The following is a 16,421-nucleotide window of genomic DNA, read 5'->3' on the forward strand; positions in this document are numbered from 1 at the left end:
CCGTGAACGTCTCCACCCACACCGGCTCAGCCCTCAACACCCCACCCATACAGGCAAAATGCCCAAAACTGAGCCTTCTGCAACAACCTTTAGGCGGCCGGGACCACCGAGGCGCGTATCGCGGAGGCCCACTCGCCCAGCAGGGTGGCGTGACGGATCCGCTCCGCGTCGGAGAGGCGACCGTCGGCACGCGCGAAGAGGCAGCGGATGTCGGCGTTGATGTCGGCGAGGGTTCGTTCGGGGGCGAGGTGATCGTCAGAGGTCGGGCTCACGTGATCAAGAGTAGGCGGCGCCTCTGACATCGGTGGACCATGTCCGTCATGCGGACGCCCCGGAAGGGGGGCACCTCTCTCCTCATGTCCCTCTCGTGCCCCTCTCATGACCCTTCTCATTCCGCGAGCCGGGCGGCCCGGAGGCGGAGGTATCGGCGCTCCGAAACGCTGAGCGTGAGGCCGGCGGCCTTGGCGTAGGCCGCCCTCGCCGCCGCCCGCTCGCCCGCCGCCTCCAGCAGGTGGGCCCGTACGGCTTCGAGCCGGTGGTGGCCCGCCAGGCGCTCGTCCTCGTCGAGGTCGGCGAGCAGCGCCAGGGCCTGCCGCGGCCCGTGCACCATGGCCACCGCGACCGCGTGGCCCAGGCGCTCCACGGGGCCCGGGACCAGACGGATCAGTACCTCGTACAGGGCCAGGATCTCCACCCAGTCGGTGTCCTCGTCGCTCACCGCCTCGTCGTGCACGGCAGCGATCGCGGCGCGCAACTGGTACGGGCCCAGCGGCGCGTGGGTGAGGGCGTCGCTGACCAGCGCGACCCCTTCGGTGATGGCGGCGCGGTCCCAGCGCGTGCGGTCCTGCTCGGCGAGGGGGACCAGATCGCCGTCGGGCGTGGTGCGGGCGGTCCGGCGGGCGTCGGTGAGCAGCATCAGGGCCAGCAGGCCGGCCACCTCGCCGTCGGCCGGGAGCCGCGCGTGGACGGTGCGGGTCAGGCGGATCGCCTCGGCGGCGAGATCGGCGCGCTGCAGATCGCGGCCCGAGGTGGCGGTGTAACCCTCGTTGAAGATCAGGTAGAGCACGTGGAGCACATCGGCGAGCCGTTGCGTCTGATTCTCGGCCGCCCCCGGATCGGGTCCGCCGATCCCCTCGCTGCCGCCGCTGCCGCCGCTGCCGCCGGTGCCATCCGGGCCGTCCGCGCCGCCCCGCCTGATGCCGAACGGGGCCCCGGAGGCCTTGATGCGCCGTTTCGCCCGGGTGATCCGCTGGGCCATCGTGGCCTCGGGCACCAGGAGAGCACGGGCGATCTCCGCGGTGGTGAGGCCGCCGACCGCGCGCAGGGTGAGGGCGATCCGGCCGGCGGGAGGCAGTTCGGCCTGGCAGCACAGGAAGAGCAGGGCGAGGGTGTCGTCCTCGTCGGGGGCCCGCCCCTCCCCCGGTGGCGGTGCCACGAACTCGTCGCGCGGGGTCAGCGCTGCGGCCGTCTCCTCGCGGCGCCGCCGCGCGTCCTCGCTGCGCAACTGGTCGGTGAGCCGTCGGGAGGCGACGCGGATCAGCCAGCCGCGGGGATTGGCCGGGCGGCCCTCCTGCGGCCATTGCCGGGCGGCGGCGAGCAGGGCCTCCTGTACGGCGTCCTCGGCCGCGTCGAAGTGCCCGTAGCGGCGCACGAGCGCCCCGAGGACCTGCGGCGCCAGCCGGCGCAGCAGGTCCTCGCTGGCGGGGGTGGGACCCGGGCCGGGGTCGGGGTCGGGATCGGTCAGCACATCTCGGTCCCCGAGCGGCTGTCGACGGGGTGGACGACGACCGGGTAGTTGGGTGCGCCCTCCGGCACCGGGCAGGCGTAGGAGCGAGCGGCGATCTCGGCGGCGCGGTCGAAGTCCGCGACGTCGACGATCCAGTACCCGGCGAGCACCTCCTTGGCCTCCCCGTACGGTCCGTCCGAGACCACGGGGCTGCCGTCGGCGGCCGCGGTGACCAGACGGGCGTGGCGGGGGTCGGCCAGACCCTGTCCGTCGACCCATTCGCCCGACTCGGCGAGGTCGTCGTTGAGGGCGCCCATGTACTCGAACATCGCCTTGAGGTCGGCCTCGGACCATCCGGGGCCGTCACTGTTCGCGGCGCCACCCATGGCGTCGTAGTCGGACCGCTTCCCGAGAACCATCAGCATGTACTTCATGGGGTGCCACTCCTTCTGTTCTGCGCGGCGGCTCCGGGACCAGGAACGGGATCGGGAGCCTTTCGTAGGGGACGTCGGAGCCGTCCTTCCCATTTCGACACGTCGGCGGCGGCCGCGCGACGGTTTCGGCCGGAGGCTGCCCCGTACGGCCCAGTAGGCTCATCGCATGAAGATCATCGACCTGGAGCCCGGAGACCCCCGGCTCACGACGGACCTCCTCCCCGTGCTGCTCGAACTGCGCCCCCACCTCACGGAGGAACTGTTCCTCAGGATCCTCACGGAGGCGCACGGCCAAGGGCTGCGCTTCACCGCCGCCTACGACGCGGACGGTGGGTGCGTGGGCGCGGCCGGCTGGCGGATCGTCGTCAACACCGCGTCGGTCCGCTCGCTCTACGTCGACGACCTGGTCACTGCCGCCGCCGCCCGTTCCACCGGCGTGGGCCACGAACTGCTCGCACACCTGGAGCAGCACGCCCTGGCCGCCGGCTGCACCGCGCTCACGCTGGAGTCCGGCACCCAGCGGACCGACGCGCACCGCTTCTACTTCCGCGAGCGGATGGCCGTGACCGCCTTCAGCTTCGAGAAGCCGCTCGGCTGACGCGTCCACCCGCCCGTCCGGCCACCGTCCTGGCACCATGGCGGTATGGAACGTGTGCTGGGAATCGGTGGGTACTTCATGCGGGCGGCCGACCCGGCGGCCCTCGGTGCCTGGTACCGCGACTGCCTGGGCCTGGGCACCGACGAACACGGCCTGTGGCAGCAGGGCGCCGGGCCGACGGTGTTCGCGCCGTTCGAGTCCGGGACCGACTACTTCGGCTCCCGCGCCCAGCAGACCATGCTCAACTTCCGCGTCCGCGACCTCGACGCGATGCTCGCCCAACTGCGCGCCGCGGGGGCGGATGTGGACGACGAGACACAGGACATGGAAGGTGTCGGTCGTTTCGGCTGGGTCACCGACCCGGAGGGCAACCGGGTCGAACTGTGGCAGCCCGCCTGACCGCTTCCGCCCCCGCCTCCGCCTACGCTGCCGTGCGTGGCCGGTCGCACCACCCGTACGGGGCCACAGGCCACTCTCCCGTAATTGGCCTTGCCCCGAGGCTGATCGGCCTCGATACGTTCGCGGCATGCGCATCCGGATCGTTGACGCCTTCACCAGCCGCCCCTTCACCGGAAACCCCGCCGGTGTCTGCCTGCTCCCGGCCGGCCCCTGGCCGGACGACGGGTGGCTGGGGCGGCTCGCCGCCGAGTTGAACCATCCCGAGACGGCCTTCGCGCTGCCGCTCCCGGCCGGGTCCGAGGCCGACTGGGAGATCCGCTGGTTCACCCCCCTCGTCGAGGCCAACCTGTGCGGCCATGCCACCTTGGCCACCGTGCACACGCTGCGCCGGGAGGGGCTGATGGCCGGCGGCACGGTGCGGTTCCTGAGCCGGTCCGCCGGTCTGCTCACCGCGTGGGCCGAGGGTGACGAGGCGGACGAGGGTGACGAGGGCGAGGAAGGGAAGATCACCCTGGACTTCCCGGCAGCCCCCGCGACCGAGGTGCCGATACCCACGGGACTCGCCGATGCCCTGGGGGTCCGGCCCGAGGCCACCTTCCGCACGGGCGCGCTGGGCGATCTGCTCACCGTACTGCCGGACGAAGCCGCGGTACGGGCGCTGCGGCCCGACCTCACGGCGATCGCGGCCCTGTCCCTGCGCGAGGAGTTGCGCGGGGTCATCGTCACCGCGGCGGCGGCCGCCGGGGCGGAGTCCGAGGCGGAGTCCGAGGCGGAGTCCGGGTACGACTTCGTCTCCCGATTCTTCGCTCCGGCGCGGGGCATCCCCGAGGACCCGGTCACCGGCAGCGCCCACACCGCACTGGCCCCCTACTGGGCTGCGCGGTTGGGCCGCTTCGACGGCCTCACCGGCCTGCAGGTCTCGGGGCGTCCCGGGCTGGTCGAGGTCGCGCTTCGCGGGGACCGGGTCCTCCTCACCGGGCGCGCGGTCACCGTTCTGGAGGCCACGCTCCTCGTCCGACCCGTCCTCGGGGGACCGTGACCGAACCGTCGCCGCCTCGAAGCGTGATCGACCTCGTCGGCAGGGGCACCGCCTTGCTAGCTTCCTGCCGAAGCCGACCCTGGAGGACCGATCCCATGCCAATATCCCGAGGCCCCCGCAGCGCGCTCGGCGCGGCGGCCGTGGCCGCACTCCTGGTGGTGGGCGCCACCGGATGTGGGGAGAAGACCGGCACATCCCCGGCGGCGGCCTCCGTTTCGGCTTCCGCGGAAGTGTCGCCGTCGGCGTCCGACGCGGTGTCGGCTCCCGCGTCGCCGACCGCCCCGGCCGCCTCGGGGCCCGTATCCTCCGCGCCGGCGTCCCCGACCCCGTCCGTGCCTCGTACCGTGGCGCCTCCCCCGGCTCCGACCCGGCTCACGGTCGCGGTCGACACCCGCGGCGGCCGGCTCGCCCTCGTACGCGGCGGCGTCCCGCAGGAGTTCACCGTCACCCTGCGGAACGGCAACACCGCCGCGTACCGGCACGTGCTGGTCGCCTTCCAGATGGAGATGCTGGTCGGCGAACCCGGCGCCGGGGCGGGCGGCGGGCCGGGTTTCCTGCTGGAACGCTTCGACACAGCCTCGGGCAGTTGGCGCCCGGCCGACTTCCGCATCGCCAACGACACCAAACCGGCGGCGCTGTTCTCGGGCGGCAGCCCGCTCGCCCGCGACGCCGTGCGCACCGAGCGCTACCGGCTGAGGGCCACGACAGGCGGCCCCACCGGCAGCAGCCCGGTCATGGTGTCCTTCATCGACACGGACGCCGACGGTGAAGTCGCGGCCCATGTGCTCCTCGGGCACAGCACCCGCTGAGCGCACCGCCCGCCGTCATCGGCTACGGGTGGAGGGTCCAGGTGAACTTGCCGCCGCTGAGCCAGTGGATCACGTCCGGGTCGTCGAGATCGTGGACGACGATCCCCGCCTCGGCGGCGATCAGGAGCACGTCCGTCATGGAGGTTGCCCGGCCGACGAACTCGCCGTCGACCTCCACGATGCGAAAGGGCGGGTGTCCGGGTTGCACCCCCCGCACGATGATCCGTGCCGGGGACATGTGAGGTGTCGAGCCTTCGGTCATGCGGAGACGGTCGCACGCCGCGGCCGGTGACGGGCTCGGCGACACGTTCCGAGGGGCCGATCGATTGCCTCTGCGCCACGTCCGCGGGTGCGCCGAGCGCCTCCGAAGGGCAGGTGGTCAGGCCGTCTCCTTGCCCGCCTCGCCGAGGGCGGAAGCCGCGGTTCGCCAGGCGGCGGTGACGGCCTGACGGGCCCGGTCGGTGGCCTCCGGCGACCGGTCGGGCAGGTGCAGGGGCGAGCCGATGTGGACGTGGAAGCAGGGGCGGCGCAGCGGGGCGGTGAAGACGCCGGCGAGCTGCTTGGCGCCGCTGCCGGAGCAGAGACGGCGGGCGCCCGCCTGGCCGACGGGCACGACCGGGGCGCCGGTCGCGGCGGCGAGCCGGGCCAGGCCGCTGCGGAAGGGGCCGGGGGCCGTCTCCCCCGTGTCACGGCGTACGGGGAGGCCGCCTTCGCCGTAGAGCAGCACGCTGCGGCCCGAGGCGAGGGCGACGGCCGCGGCGTCGAGGCAGTCGGCGGCGCGGGAGGTGCCGCGGTGGACGGCGATATGGCCTTCGCGGCGGAGCGCGGAGCCGAGCAGGGGTACCCGCCAGAGGCCGCTGGTGGCCAGGATGACCGGCTCGATGCCGTATCGACGCAGGGCGGCGACCACGACGGCCGGGTCGGCGAGGGAGGTGTGGTTGGCGACCAGGATGGCGCCGGGGGCGGGGCGGTCCCCCGGGTCGGCGGTGACGGTCAGGCGCCCGAAGGCGGGCACGAGGGCGGCGGCGATTCGGCTGAGCATGGACGACCCCGTTCGACTGGTGCGGTGGGTGGTGCGGTGCGTTGTCGCTCCATGGTCGGGCGGTGGGCGAGTGGGGTCATGAGTAGGCGTACTCAGCGAATATGACCGAACGGTCACAAGATCCAGCGCGTGGAACGGGCGGGGCACCGGGGGTATCTAGCAGTGCGGCGAGGCCCCGCGGGGCCTCGCCGGTCGTATCGGCACGATGTGAGCAGCAAGGCGGGGCTGGAATGAAGGCGGTAACGGTGGCGGGCGGTCCCTCGGACGACCCGAAGATCGAGGCGGAGACCACCGTTTCGGAGGGGGAGCCCGAGGCGACGGCCGATTCCGGCGCCGGTGTGGGCACCGCCGGTGCGGACCGGGCGGAGCCGGGTGCGACGGCGGACGCCGTTGCGGTGGAGCCGTCTGCTGACGCCGAGTCCCGGCCGGTGGCCGAGGGCGCGACCGACGCCGACCTCCCGAGCGAAGCCCGCCCCGAGGCGGAGGCGGAGCCCGACGCCGGAGCCGGGGCGGACGCGGACGAGCCCGAGGCGGACGCGGACGGCAAGCCCGAGGCGGAGGCTGCGGCTGACACCGGAACCGAGACCGGGGCCAAGGCCGGGGCCGAACCCGAGACCGGGGCCGAGGCCGGGCCCGACGCCAACGCCGGAGCCGACGCCGGGACCGGGACCGGGGCCGGAGCCGGGGCCGGGGCCGGAGCCGGGGCCGGGGCCGGAGCCGGGGCCGGGGCCGGGGCCGGAGCCGAAGTCGAGGCCGGGACCGGGGCCGGAGCCGGGGCCGGGGCCGAAGTCGAGGCCGAGGTCGAGGCCGGGACCGGGGCCGGAGCCGGGGCCGGGGCCGAGGTCGAGGCCGGGACCGGGGCCGGAGCCGGGGTTGAGGCCGACGCCGACGCCAACGCCGACGCCAACGCCAACGCCGGAGCCGAGGCCAGCTCCGGAGCCGGGGCCGGAGCTGAGGTTGAGGCCAAGGCCAAGGCTGAGCCCGGAGCTGAGGTTGAGGCCGACGCCGAGGCCGGGACCGGGACCGGGGCTGAGACCGGAGCTGAGACTGACGCCGACGCCGACGCCGGGACCGGGACCGGGGCTGAGACCGGAGCTGAGACTGACGCCGACGCCGGGACCGCGGCCGGAGCCGGAGCCGGGACCGCGGCCGGAGCTAAGGCCGGGGCCGGGGCCGTTCCGCAGGCTGCGGCCGACCTCGCCCGTGGAGCCGAACCCGAGCTCGCAGGCCGCCCTGAGAAGGCCGCCCAGCGCAAGGGCGAGGCCGTCCCGCAGGCCGCACCGGCGTCCGAGCCGGAGCCCGCACCCGCAGGCGAGGCGGAACCCCTTCCCCAAGCCTCGACAGGCCCCGCCGCTGAGGCCGAACCCGACGTCGCGGACCGCCCTGAGAAGGACGCCGAGCCGGAAGGCGAAGCCCTCCCGCAGGCCGCTCCGGCCCCTGACCCCGCGGGCGAGGCGGACGCGGAGGCCAACGCCGTGCCCGAAACCGCCGCCAAGGGCACGGCCCCCTCCCGGGGTGACGACGAGCCCGTTGCGGAGGCCCTGGCCGACGGTGAGCCGGAGGCCGCGGCGGAGACCCAGGACGAGGACGACGCCGAACTCGCTGGCGAAGCCGACTCCGAGGTCGGCACCGCACCCGAGCCGCAGGCTTCGGGCAGGGACGCGTCCGGAGCCGAGGCCGAGGCGGTGGTCGAGGCACCGTCCGACCAGACGATGCTCATCACCCCGCCCAAGCCCGACACGTCCCGCGCCGACCCCCGGACCGCAGCCGAAGCACCGTCCGACCAGACCATGCTCATCGCCCGGCCCCAGCCCGACACCCCGGGCGGGGACGAGCCCGACACCGAGACCGCGGCCGAAGCACCGTCCGACCAGACCATGGTCATCACCCCGCCCAAGCCCAAGCCCACCCAGCCCGACGCCGAGGCCGCGGGCGAAGCGCCGTCCGACCAGACGATGCTCATCGCCCGGCCCGAGGAGAAGGCCACCGAGCCCGACGCCCCGCGGAAGGCTCCGTCCTGGGCGCGGAAGGCGGAGCCCGCCGCCGACGCGGACCCCGAGCGGACGAGCCAGTTCGTCGCGCTCAAGGACGTCGACCTGCCCGCGCCCGTCGCGCCGCGGGCTCAGCCGCGGCCCTCCGAGGCCCGGGTGGCCGCGCCGGCCCCCGCCGCACCGCTGCCCCCGCTGGATCTGCTGGCCGACCTCACCAACACCCCTCCCCCGGCGGAGACCCCGCGCCGGACCGCGGTGCGCCGCGTCAAGATATGGACACCGATCCTGCTCCTCGTGGTGGGAGCCGGTGTCGGCGCCCAGCTGCTGCGCCCGCTGCCCACCCCGCAGCTCGTCGCGTCCAAGACCGACGGCGCCATCACCGGGGAGTTCTCGATCCCCTGGCCGGCCGAGGGCCAAGGCGCCGTCCGCGTCTCCGGCTCCGGCTCCGGTGACCTCGGCACCTTCGGTGAGCAGAAGCCCGTCCCGACGGCCAGTGTCGCCAAGGTGATGACGGCCTACGTGATCCTCAAGGGCCACCCGCTACGCAAGTCCGACCCGGGTCCGGACATCACGGTCGACGCGAAGGCCGTGGCGGACGGCGGCTCGGAACACGAGTCCCGTATCCGGAGCCTGACCGTCGGGCAGAAGTTCAGCCAGCAGGACATGCTCAAGATGCTCATGATCCCCTCGGGGAACAACATCGGCCGCCTGCTGGCGCGTTGGGACTCCGGCACCGACTCCGAGGCCGCGTTCGTGGCGAAGATGAACGCCGCCGCCAAGGAACTCGGCATGGACAACACCACGTACACCGACCCCAGCGGTCTGGACTCGGCGACCGTCAGCACCGCCGAGGATCAGCTCAAGCTCGCCGAAGCCGTCATGAAGGACGAGGTGTTCCGCACGATCGTCGCGCTGCCGAACGCCACCATCAAGGGGTTGCCCGAGCGGCTCGAGAACAACAACATCCTGCTCAACAGCCAGGGCCTCAGCATCCGGGGTATCAAGACCGGTTCGAGCACTCCCGCCGGCGGAACCCTGATGTGGGCGGCGTACAAGTCGATCGGTGATGAGACCCCGTTGGTCCTGGGCACGTTGATGGATCAGCATGCGGACGGGCCGGACGTGGACGGCGCCGACAGCCTGAAGCTGGTGCTGGCGAACAGCAAGAAGATCATCGAGGCCGTACGGAACGCTCTCGCCGCGGCTCCGGTGATCCGCAAGGGCGACGTCGTCGGGCACCTGGACGACGGGCTCGGCGGCCGTACACCGCTGATGGCCACCAAGGACCTGAACGTGATCGGCGTGCCCGGCCAGCGGCTGGAACTGTCCCTCACGGCCCCTGCGGGCGCCGGACCGCTGCCGCACACCGCGAAGGCCGGTACCGAGGTGGCCGTACTGACGGTCGGCGACGGGGAGAGCGCGAAGAAGGTGCCCGTCGCGGTCAAGGGGGCCCTGGCCGAGCCCGGCTTCGGCACGCGGCTGACCCGCGGTCGCTGAGCGGACGAGAAGAGCGGCGCGGCCCCGTCGGGCCGAGGCGTTGTGAGGAGGCCGCGCCCGACGGGCGCGGCCTCCTCCGGTTCTCAGGCGCCCGGCGGGATCCTGGACGGGCGGCCCCTGCCGCGCGTCAGGGAGTGGCCGAGGATGCCCGCGAGGGCGGCGAGCACGCCGCCCGCGGCGGTCCAGATCCAGCGGTCCGACCACCAGCCGCCGGACCAGCCGTCCTCCGGCTCGCGCAAGGTCGCCGTCACGGTGCCGGCGACCAGCGGGGTGGAGAGCGTGCCGTCCACCGCGCTGACGCCGCCCATTTCCTTGACCTCGGCCTCGACGGCCGCGCGTACCGGCAGGCCCAGGTCCTCGTCCGGCGCGGCGACGACGGTCAGGCGTACGTAGTAGCTGCCGGGCAGCGGATCGTTGGCCCACGGCTCGGCGCCCGCTCGTACGGTGCGCAGGGTGCAGGACAGTTCGACCGTGGTGGCTTCCTTCGCCGCGGCGGCCGTCTGCGTGCCGTAGGCGCACGCCTGCCGGCGGCGCAGCCCGTCGTACACGTCGAGCTGCCAGGTCGAGGCGCCGTGCCGGGCCTTCGACTCGGGCAGGGTGACGGCGGCCTTCACCGTGGCGCGCTGCTGCGCGTCGATCGGCACCACCCAGTAGAGGTAGTCGCCGCTGGACGCGCCGGCCGTGGCCTTCTGGCCCGGGCGGAACGCGGCGGCGGTACGGAAGCTGGTGCCGGCCTCGGTCGGAGCGGACGGGGCGGCCTTGTCCCCGCCCGGGCTCGCGGAGGCGGTGGCGCTCGGCGAGGGCGTGTCCGCGACGGCCGTGCCCACGGCCGTACCCGCCACCGTGAGGGCGGCTGCCGCGGCCAGCAGTGACGCGATCGGTGTGCCTACTCTACGCATCAGTTGGTCCTCCAGACGGAGATGCGCCAGCGGGAGATCCATCCCCACACCAGACCGGCGAGCAGTCCGGCGAGCGCCAGCACGGCCAGCAGCCACCAGCCCCGCCCGAGGCCGAAGGCGGCGACGTCGGAGGCCTCGTCGGGGCCGTCCACCAGGTCGATGGTCAGCTCGACGGGCATGCCCGGGGTCGTCTTGACCGAGGCGGGAGCGGAGAAGGAGTTGCTGACCTGGAGGCAGACGGTCTCGGGCACGGGCTTGTCGTCCGAGTCCGCGCCGTCGATCTCGGCCTTCGGGTAGCGCAGGCCGGTGGAGAGGACGTCGGTGCGCCCGTCACCCGCCTCGGCGCCGCGCACGATCTCGCGCCCGTGGACGGTGGTGGCGCGCAGCAGGACGCCGTAGTCGTTGTTGACGGCGCGGTCGGCGCCGATGCTGACCGAGGCGCGCAGTTCCTGGCCGGGCAGGACGTCGACCCGGTACCAGCGGTGTTCACCGAAGGTCTCGCGGTCGCTGTAGAGGCCTGCCTTCAGCTGCGGGGCATTCGCGCACTGCTTCGCGCCCTCGGTCGCCACGGGGTTGACGACCGGGTCCGCGGCCCGGTCGACGAGTTGTTTCACTCGGCTGGAGAGGTCCGCCTTGTGCTGCACCGAGGTGTAGGTGCCGCCGGTGGCCTCGGCGATGCAGGTCAGCTGGGCTCGCGTCTTGGCGTCCGGGACCAGACCGAGGGTGTCGATGACCAGGTGGATGCCCTTGGCGGCGATGTCGCGCGCCACTTCGCAGGGGTCGAGCGGGGCGCAGGTGTCCTCGCCGTCCGTGATGAGCACGATCCGCTTGGAGCCGTTGCCGCCCTCCAGGTCCTGGGCCGCGCCGAGCAGGGCCGGTCCGATCGGCGTCCAGCCGGTGGGGGCGAGGGTCGCCACCGCGGTCTTGGCCTCGGTCCGGTCGAGGGGGCCGACCGCGTAGAGCTGCTTGGTGTCCTTGCAGCCGGTGGCCCGGTCCTCTCCTGGGTAGTTGGCCCCCAGGGTCCGTATGCCGAGGCGTACCTCGGCGGGGACCGCGTCGATGACCTCGTTGAAGGCCTGCTTGGCCGCGGCCATGCGGGTCTGGCCGTCGATGTCGTCGGCTCGCATGGAGCCGCTCACGTCGAGGACGAGGTCGACCTTGGGGGGTTCCTTCGCCGTCGGTTCGTCGGCGGCGGTGGCGCTCGCCGGGAAGAGCCCGACGGCCAGGGCGGCGAGCAGGCCGCACGCCCCGACCGCAAGCCGTTTTCTTGTGATCATCGCCGGATCGTATTGAGGATCGTCCGGCAATCCAAAACGGGCTCCCGGCCGGGGCTTTCGGGGCGTCCGTGCGGTGAACGCGGCCTTGCGCCGACCGTCCGGGAGGTGGCGGGCGGGGCGGACCGGCGGATATCCGGGTGCATGGGACGGAGCGTCCGATCTAGGCTCCGAGGATGAGCGCTACCCGTATCTTCCGTATCACCGTCCGCGGCTCCTTCGACGGTCTGACCGACGACCAGAGCGCCGAGCTGCTCGCCGCCGCGCCCGAGCACGACATGCTGCGCGCGGAGTTCACCGCCGAGGGGCACCTGTCGTACGACCTCGCGGCGCGCCCCTTCTTCACCTTCCGCTTCCTGGATTCGGGTGAGGCCGAGGAGGACATCCTCGACGCGACGGCCCGGGCGGAGCTGGCGGCGGAGAGCTGGCTCACCGAGCGCGGGTACGGCTTCAAGCAGCTGAAGTCGCAGGCCCAGGACATGTCGCTGGCCCCGCTGGGCAAGCGACAGCGTCGGGAGGCCGCCAGGTCCGACGGCGGCGGCGCTCAGGCCTGACGGGTCGGTTCGGCCCACCGCTCACGGCCCGCGACCCCAGGCGCGCTGGGCCGCGGCCCCCGGCCCCGGCCTCGATGTACCGGTGGTGTGGCCCTGAAGGATCAGTTCGGGGGGCTCGCGGCGAAGACCTTCGCGAGGTGTGCGGCCAGCTGCTGCGGGTCGGGTGGGGAGAGCCGGGCGCCGAGGTATCCGTCCGGGCGGATCACGAAGGCCGTGGGCTCCCGGGCCGCGTACAGGCGGGCGAACTCGCCCCGACTGTCGGTGTAGACCGGCAGCGTCGTCCCGTCGGCCTCGATGATGGCATGCGCGTCGGCGTCCGCGTCCGCCGCGAGCACGAGGCAGACCTCCGTCCGGCCGCCGGAGGACTCCCGGGCCGTCCGTACGAGTTCGTCGAGGGCCGCCCCGGTTTCGGAGCCCGGGCCGAACCTGGATCCGTAGAGCAGCAGTACGTGGTCCCGCTCGCGCAGGGCGTCGTACAGGCGCATCGGGTAGCCGGTGATGGGCGCGGTGAGGCCCGTGCAGTCGGGCGCCCGGTCGCCGGGCCTGGGGCCCCTGCCCTCGCCGGCCGGGTCCACGGACGGGCTTCCCCGGTAGCCGACGAGGAGCTGGGCCTCGCGCATCATCAGTGTCGCCGAGTCGTCGGGGTCGTTCTCCATGCCCTCGACGGCGTGCCGGACGGTGCGGCCGACGACTTCCTCGCCGACGGGCCGGCGCTCGGCGTCGTAGCCGGCGAGCAGGTCGGGGTGGGCGGCGCCCGCGCAGGCCAGGGCGAGTTTCCAGGCCAGGTTCCAGGCGTCCTGGATGCCGGTGTTCATGCCCTGGGCGCCGGTGGGCGGGTGGATGTGGGCCGCGTCCCCGGCGACGAAGACCCGGCCGTCGCCGTAGCGGTCCACGATCCGGTGGCTGATGCGGAACACCGAGGTCCAGCGGATGTCGAAGGCGGTGGTGGGCTTCGGTGAGAGCCGGTCCAGGACGGCCTGGATGTCGGGCAACGCGGGGCCGCGCCCGCTCTGCAGGCCGTGCGTGATGCCGTCGGAGCCGGCCCCGGCCTGTCCCGCGGTGGAGAGTTCGGGCGGCACCATCATCGACATGCGGTACCGGCCCCGGCCGGGCAGGGGGATGCAGACCAGCACGTCGTCGACCGCCCCGTCCTCGCCCAGGTGCATGGCGCGCATGGCGTAGCCGGGTGGCAGGTCCCAGTCGACGCGTACGTCGGCGAGCATGTACTCCTCGGCGAAGGCCCCGCCCTCGAAGCTGAGGCCGAGTCCCTTGCGGACGATGCTGTGGGCGCCGTCGCAGCCCACCAGGAAGCGGGTGCGTACCTCTTCCTCCGCTCCGGAGGCGGCCCGCAGCCGGCAGGTCACGCCGTCGGCGTCCTGGCCGAACGACACCAGTTCGGTGCCGCGTTCGACCTCGGTGCCGAAGCGGCCCAGGTACTCGTCGAGGATGCGCTCGGTCTCGTACTGGGGCAGCGCCGCGAATCCGTACGGGACTTCGGGCGGCACGGAGAGATCGATACGGGGCTGCTCGGCACCGTTGACGTAGAGGAACTGGCCCCGCATCGGGACGGCCGCTTCCAGGGCGGTGCGGGCCAGCCCCATGTGGTCCCACACCTCGAAGGTGCGCGGCTGGATTCCCACGGCCTTCGCGAACGGAAGCCGGGCGGGCAGTCGGTCGACGATCCGGCAGGAGACGCCCCGTCGGCGCAGTTCCGCGGCGGCGGTCAACCCGACCGGGCCGGCGCCGGCGACCAGTACGTCCGTTGCATGGGTGTGCGCCACCGGCGCCTCCTGGCGTGCGGCCCCCAGAGGGATGGATGCCCCTCCATGGTGGCCGCCCGCCAGGTGTCCGGCATCTTTACTCGATCACGAGGTCCACGTCGATGTTGCCGCGGGTGGCGCGGGAGTAGGGGCAGACCTCGTGCGCCTGCTTGACCAGCAGGGCGCCCGTCTCGCCGGCGAGGGACTCGGGGAGCTCGACGCGCAGGGTGACGGCGAGGCCGAAGCCGGCGCCGTCCTTGCCGATGGAGACCTCCGCGGTGACCGAGACCTCGCTGGTGTCGGCCTTGGCCTGGCGGCCGACCAGGCCGAGCGCGCTGGCGAAGCAGGCCGCGTAGCCGGCCGCGAAGAGCTGCTCGGGGTTGGTGCCCTGCCCGTTGCCACCGAGCGCCGGGGGCATGGCGAGGGCGAGGTCGAGCTGACCGTCGGAGCTGACGGTGCGGCCCTCGCGGCCGTTGGCGGTGGCGACAGCGGTGTAGAGCGCGTCCATGAGAGGTCCTCTCGCAGAAATGAACCGTGGTGGCGGCCGGTGGTCGGCCGCGCTCCACTACTAGAGCACACAATTCAGTTGTGCACAATTCAATGCCCCACAAGTCCTTCCCAGGTACACTGGGCGTCATGACCGAGCAGCCCACCGCGACCCATGCGACCCACGCCGATCAGGACTTCCTGCGCCTCGACGGACAGATCTGCTTCGCGCTGAACGCGGCGAGCCGTGCCTTCGGCGGCCTCTACCGCGTCGTGCTCAAGGATCTGGGGCTCACCTACCCCCAGTACCTGGTGATGCTCGTGCTGTGGGAGCACGGTGAGATGCCGGTCAAGGAGATCGGGCAGCACCTGCGACTGGACTCCGGAACGCTGTCGCCGCTGCTCAAGCGGCTGGAGGCGGCCGGACTGGTGCGCCGCGAGCGCAGCACCGAGGACGAGCGGTCCGTGCACGCCCACCTGACCGAGGAGGGCGCCGCACTGCGCGCGCGGGCGGTGGAGGTGCCTCGGCGGATCGCCGCCGCGACCGGCTTCGAGCTCACCGAGGTCCTCGACCTCCAGGCCCGACTGAACCGCCTGACGGCCGCGCTCGACGCCGCCGTGCCCCGGGAGGCCGGGGAGGCGTAGCCGCCGCCCGCGCCGGACACTGGGTCCGGGAAGCGGGAGGGGAATCGGGGCGGCGGGAAACGGGGCTGCGGGATGCGGAGCGGCGGGCAGGAGGCACGCGATGGACCCGGTGGCGGCACTGGATCGGATCGCCTTCCTGCTGGAGCGTGCCCAGGCTCCCACCTACCGGGTACGGGCCTTTCGGTCCGCGGCGGCCGCCATCACCCGGATGGGCGAGAGCGAGGTGGCCGAGCGGGTCGCGGAAGGTTCCCTGGAGGCCGTGAAGGGCATCGGCCCCAAAACGGCCCAGGTCGTCCGGGAGGCGCTCGGTGGGACCGTGCCGGCCTACCTGGAGACGCTGGAGGACGAGATCGCCGCGCTCCCCGAGGGGCCGCCGGCCACACCTGCCGCCACCGCGCTCCGGGAGGCTCTTCGCGGCGATTGCCACGTGCACTCCGACTGGTCCGACGGCGGCAGTCCGATCGAGGCGATGGGGCGGGCGGCGGCCGCGCTGGGCCATGAATGGGCCGTACTGACCGACCACTCGCCGCGCCTGACCGTCGCACGGGGGCTCTCCCCGGAGCGGCTGCGCGAGCAGCTGCGGGTGGTGGCCGAGCTCAACGACACCTGGGCACCGTTCCGGCTGCTCACCGGCATCGAGTGCGACATCCTCGACGACGGGGCGCTGGACCAGGAACCGGAGCTGCTGGAACAGCTCGACCTGGTGGTCGGCTCGGTGCACTCGAAGCTGCGGATGGACGCACCCGCGATGACCCGGCGGCTGCTGGCGGCCGTAGGGAACCCGCTGATGGACGTCCTGGGCCACTGCACGGGACGGCTGGTCACCGGCCGGACCCGGCCGGAGTCGCAGTTCGACGCGGAGGCGGTCTTCGCGGCCTGCGCGGAAAGCGGTACCGCCGTGGAGATCAACAGCCGCCCCGAGCGGTTGGACCCGCCCCGGCGGCTGCTGCGGCTCGCCGTGACGGCCGGCACCTTCTTCGCGGTCGACACGGACGCGCACGCCCCCGGCCAGCTCGACTGGCAGATCGTCGGCTGCGAGCGGGCGGTGGAGTGCGAGGTCCCGACCGCCCGCGTCATCAACACCTGGCCGGCTGACGTTCTCCTGACCTGGACCCGCACCCGAGAGATGCCCTGAGGGGCGCGCCGATGCCGTTGCCGGCGCCGATGCCGTCGCCCTCGGCCTCGGCCTCGGACCGGGTGAATCGCATGTTCCGCGCGGCCACCTGTATCGCGGGCGTATCGAAAATCGGATACGCCACCGCAACGGA

Annotated in this window: 17 protein-coding genes; 8 read left to right on the forward strand and 9 right to left on the reverse strand. The window is 73.4% G+C overall.

Going from position 1 to position 16,421, the window contains the following annotated elements; genetic code table 11:
* Positions 1-89: 89 nt before the first annotated feature.
* The 3 genes from BCL76_RS12090 to BCL76_RS12100 all read right to left on the reverse strand — a co-directional run bounded on the left by BCL76_RS12090 (position 90) and on the right by BCL76_RS12100 (position 2,160).
* Positions 90-272, reverse strand: coding sequence for a hypothetical protein (locus BCL76_RS12090; protein WP_109779494.1), 183 nt, complete (start codon positions 270-272; stop codon positions 90-92).
* Between the two features lie 116 nt (positions 273-388).
* The gene (locus BCL76_RS12095; protein WP_258309566.1) at positions 389-1,747 is read right to left on the reverse strand and encodes an RNA polymerase sigma factor; all 1,359 of its coding nucleotides are present in this window, start codon (positions 1,745-1,747) and stop codon (positions 389-391) included.
* Complete coding sequence (locus tag BCL76_RS12100; RefSeq protein WP_109779495.1) at positions 1,741-2,160, reverse strand: YciI family protein; 420 nt, start codon at positions 2,158-2,160, stop codon at positions 1,741-1,743. The genes BCL76_RS12095 and BCL76_RS12100 overlap by 7 nt, the downstream gene beginning before the upstream one ends.
* Before the next feature lie 166 nt (positions 2,161-2,326).
* On the opposite strand from BCL76_RS12100, the gene BCL76_RS12105 reads away from it, so the two are divergent.
* From BCL76_RS12105 to BCL76_RS12120, 4 genes are all read left to right on the forward strand, one after another.
* Entirely contained in the window at positions 2,327-2,758 is a 432-nt protein-coding gene (locus BCL76_RS12105; RefSeq protein WP_109779496.1) for a GNAT family N-acetyltransferase, read from the forward strand.
* A gap of 45 nt (positions 2,759-2,803) precedes the next feature.
* The gene (locus BCL76_RS12110; protein ID WP_109779497.1) at positions 2,804-3,157 is read left to right on the forward strand and encodes a VOC family protein; all 354 of its coding nucleotides are present in this window, start codon (positions 2,804-2,806) and stop codon (positions 3,155-3,157) included.
* 127 nt (positions 3,158-3,284) lie between these two features.
* The gene (locus BCL76_RS12115; RefSeq protein ID WP_109779498.1) at positions 3,285-4,196 is read left to right on the forward strand and encodes a PhzF family phenazine biosynthesis protein; all 912 of its coding nucleotides are present in this window, start codon (positions 3,285-3,287) and stop codon (positions 4,194-4,196) included.
* A gap of 344 nt (positions 4,197-4,540) precedes the next feature.
* Positions 4,541-5,005: a hypothetical protein gene (locus BCL76_RS12120; protein ID WP_146228358.1), complete on the forward strand. Its 465-nt coding sequence runs from the start codon at positions 4,541-4,543 to the stop codon at positions 5,003-5,005.
* Between the two features lie 22 nt (positions 5,006-5,027).
* On the opposite strand, the gene BCL76_RS12125 is transcribed toward BCL76_RS12120, so the two are convergent.
* Together BCL76_RS12125 and BCL76_RS12130 are read right to left on the reverse strand one after the other, a co-directional pair.
* Complete coding sequence (locus BCL76_RS12125) at positions 5,028-5,267, reverse strand: hypothetical protein (protein WP_109779500.1); 240 nt, start codon at positions 5,265-5,267, stop codon at positions 5,028-5,030.
* Positions 5,268-5,384: 117 nt separating this feature from the next.
* Positions 5,385-6,047, reverse strand: coding sequence for a lysophospholipid acyltransferase family protein (locus tag BCL76_RS12130; protein ID WP_109779501.1), 663 nt, complete (start codon positions 6,045-6,047; stop codon positions 5,385-5,387).
* A 230-nt stretch (positions 6,048-6,277) separates the two neighbouring features.
* Between BCL76_RS12130 and BCL76_RS39690 the strand changes: the two genes are divergently transcribed.
* A complete protein-coding gene (locus BCL76_RS39690) occupies positions 6,278-9,535 on the forward strand; it encodes a D-alanyl-D-alanine carboxypeptidase (protein WP_258309567.1) in 3,258 nt (1,085 codons plus the stop codon).
* Between the two features lie 83 nt (positions 9,536-9,618).
* Here the strand turns inward: BCL76_RS39690 and BCL76_RS12140 are convergent, their stop codons facing one another.
* Both BCL76_RS12140 and BCL76_RS12145 read right to left on the reverse strand, forming a co-directional pair.
* Complete coding sequence (locus tag BCL76_RS12140; protein ID WP_109779502.1) at positions 9,619-10,434, reverse strand: hypothetical protein; 816 nt, start codon at positions 10,432-10,434, stop codon at positions 9,619-9,621.
* On the reverse strand, positions 10,434-11,711 hold the full coding sequence (locus BCL76_RS12145) for a VWA domain-containing protein (RefSeq protein WP_109779503.1): 1,278 nt from the start codon (positions 11,709-11,711) through the stop codon (positions 10,434-10,436). The genes BCL76_RS12140 and BCL76_RS12145 overlap by 1 nt, the downstream gene beginning before the upstream one ends.
* Positions 11,712-11,884: 173 nt before the next feature.
* Here BCL76_RS12145 and BCL76_RS12150 point away from each other — a divergent pair, with 173 nt between their 5' ends.
* Positions 11,885-12,262: a DUF6204 family protein gene (locus tag BCL76_RS12150; protein ID WP_109779504.1), complete on the forward strand. Its 378-nt coding sequence runs from the start codon at positions 11,885-11,887 to the stop codon at positions 12,260-12,262.
* Between the two features lie 101 nt (positions 12,263-12,363).
* Here BCL76_RS12150 and BCL76_RS12155 read toward each other — a convergent pair whose 3' ends face one another.
* Positions 12,364-14,043 carry an FAD-dependent monooxygenase gene (locus BCL76_RS12155; RefSeq protein ID WP_109779505.1) on the reverse strand — a complete coding sequence of 560 codons (1,680 nt, stop codon included), beginning with the start codon at positions 14,041-14,043 and terminating at the stop codon, positions 12,364-12,366.
* 76 nt (positions 14,044-14,119) lie between these two features.
* Positions 14,120-14,530, reverse strand: a complete 411-nt coding sequence (locus tag BCL76_RS12160; protein WP_109779506.1) for an organic hydroperoxide resistance protein — start codon at positions 14,528-14,530, stop codon at positions 14,120-14,122.
* Between the two features lie 128 nt (positions 14,531-14,658).
* Between BCL76_RS12160 and BCL76_RS12165 the strand changes: the two genes are divergently transcribed.
* A complete protein-coding gene (locus tag BCL76_RS12165; protein ID WP_109779507.1) occupies positions 14,659-15,153 on the forward strand; it encodes a MarR family winged helix-turn-helix transcriptional regulator in 495 nt (164 codons plus the stop codon).
* 100 nt (positions 15,154-15,253) lie between these two features.
* Positions 15,254-16,288: a PHP domain-containing protein gene (locus BCL76_RS12170; protein ID WP_109779508.1), complete on the forward strand. Its 1,035-nt coding sequence runs from the start codon at positions 15,254-15,256 to the stop codon at positions 16,286-16,288.
* The last annotated feature ends 133 nt before the right edge of the window (positions 16,289-16,421 follow it).

The organism is Streptomyces sp. CG 926 (assembly GCF_003148825.1).
Taxonomy (GTDB): domain Bacteria; phylum Actinomycetota; class Actinomycetes; order Streptomycetales; family Streptomycetaceae; genus Streptomyces.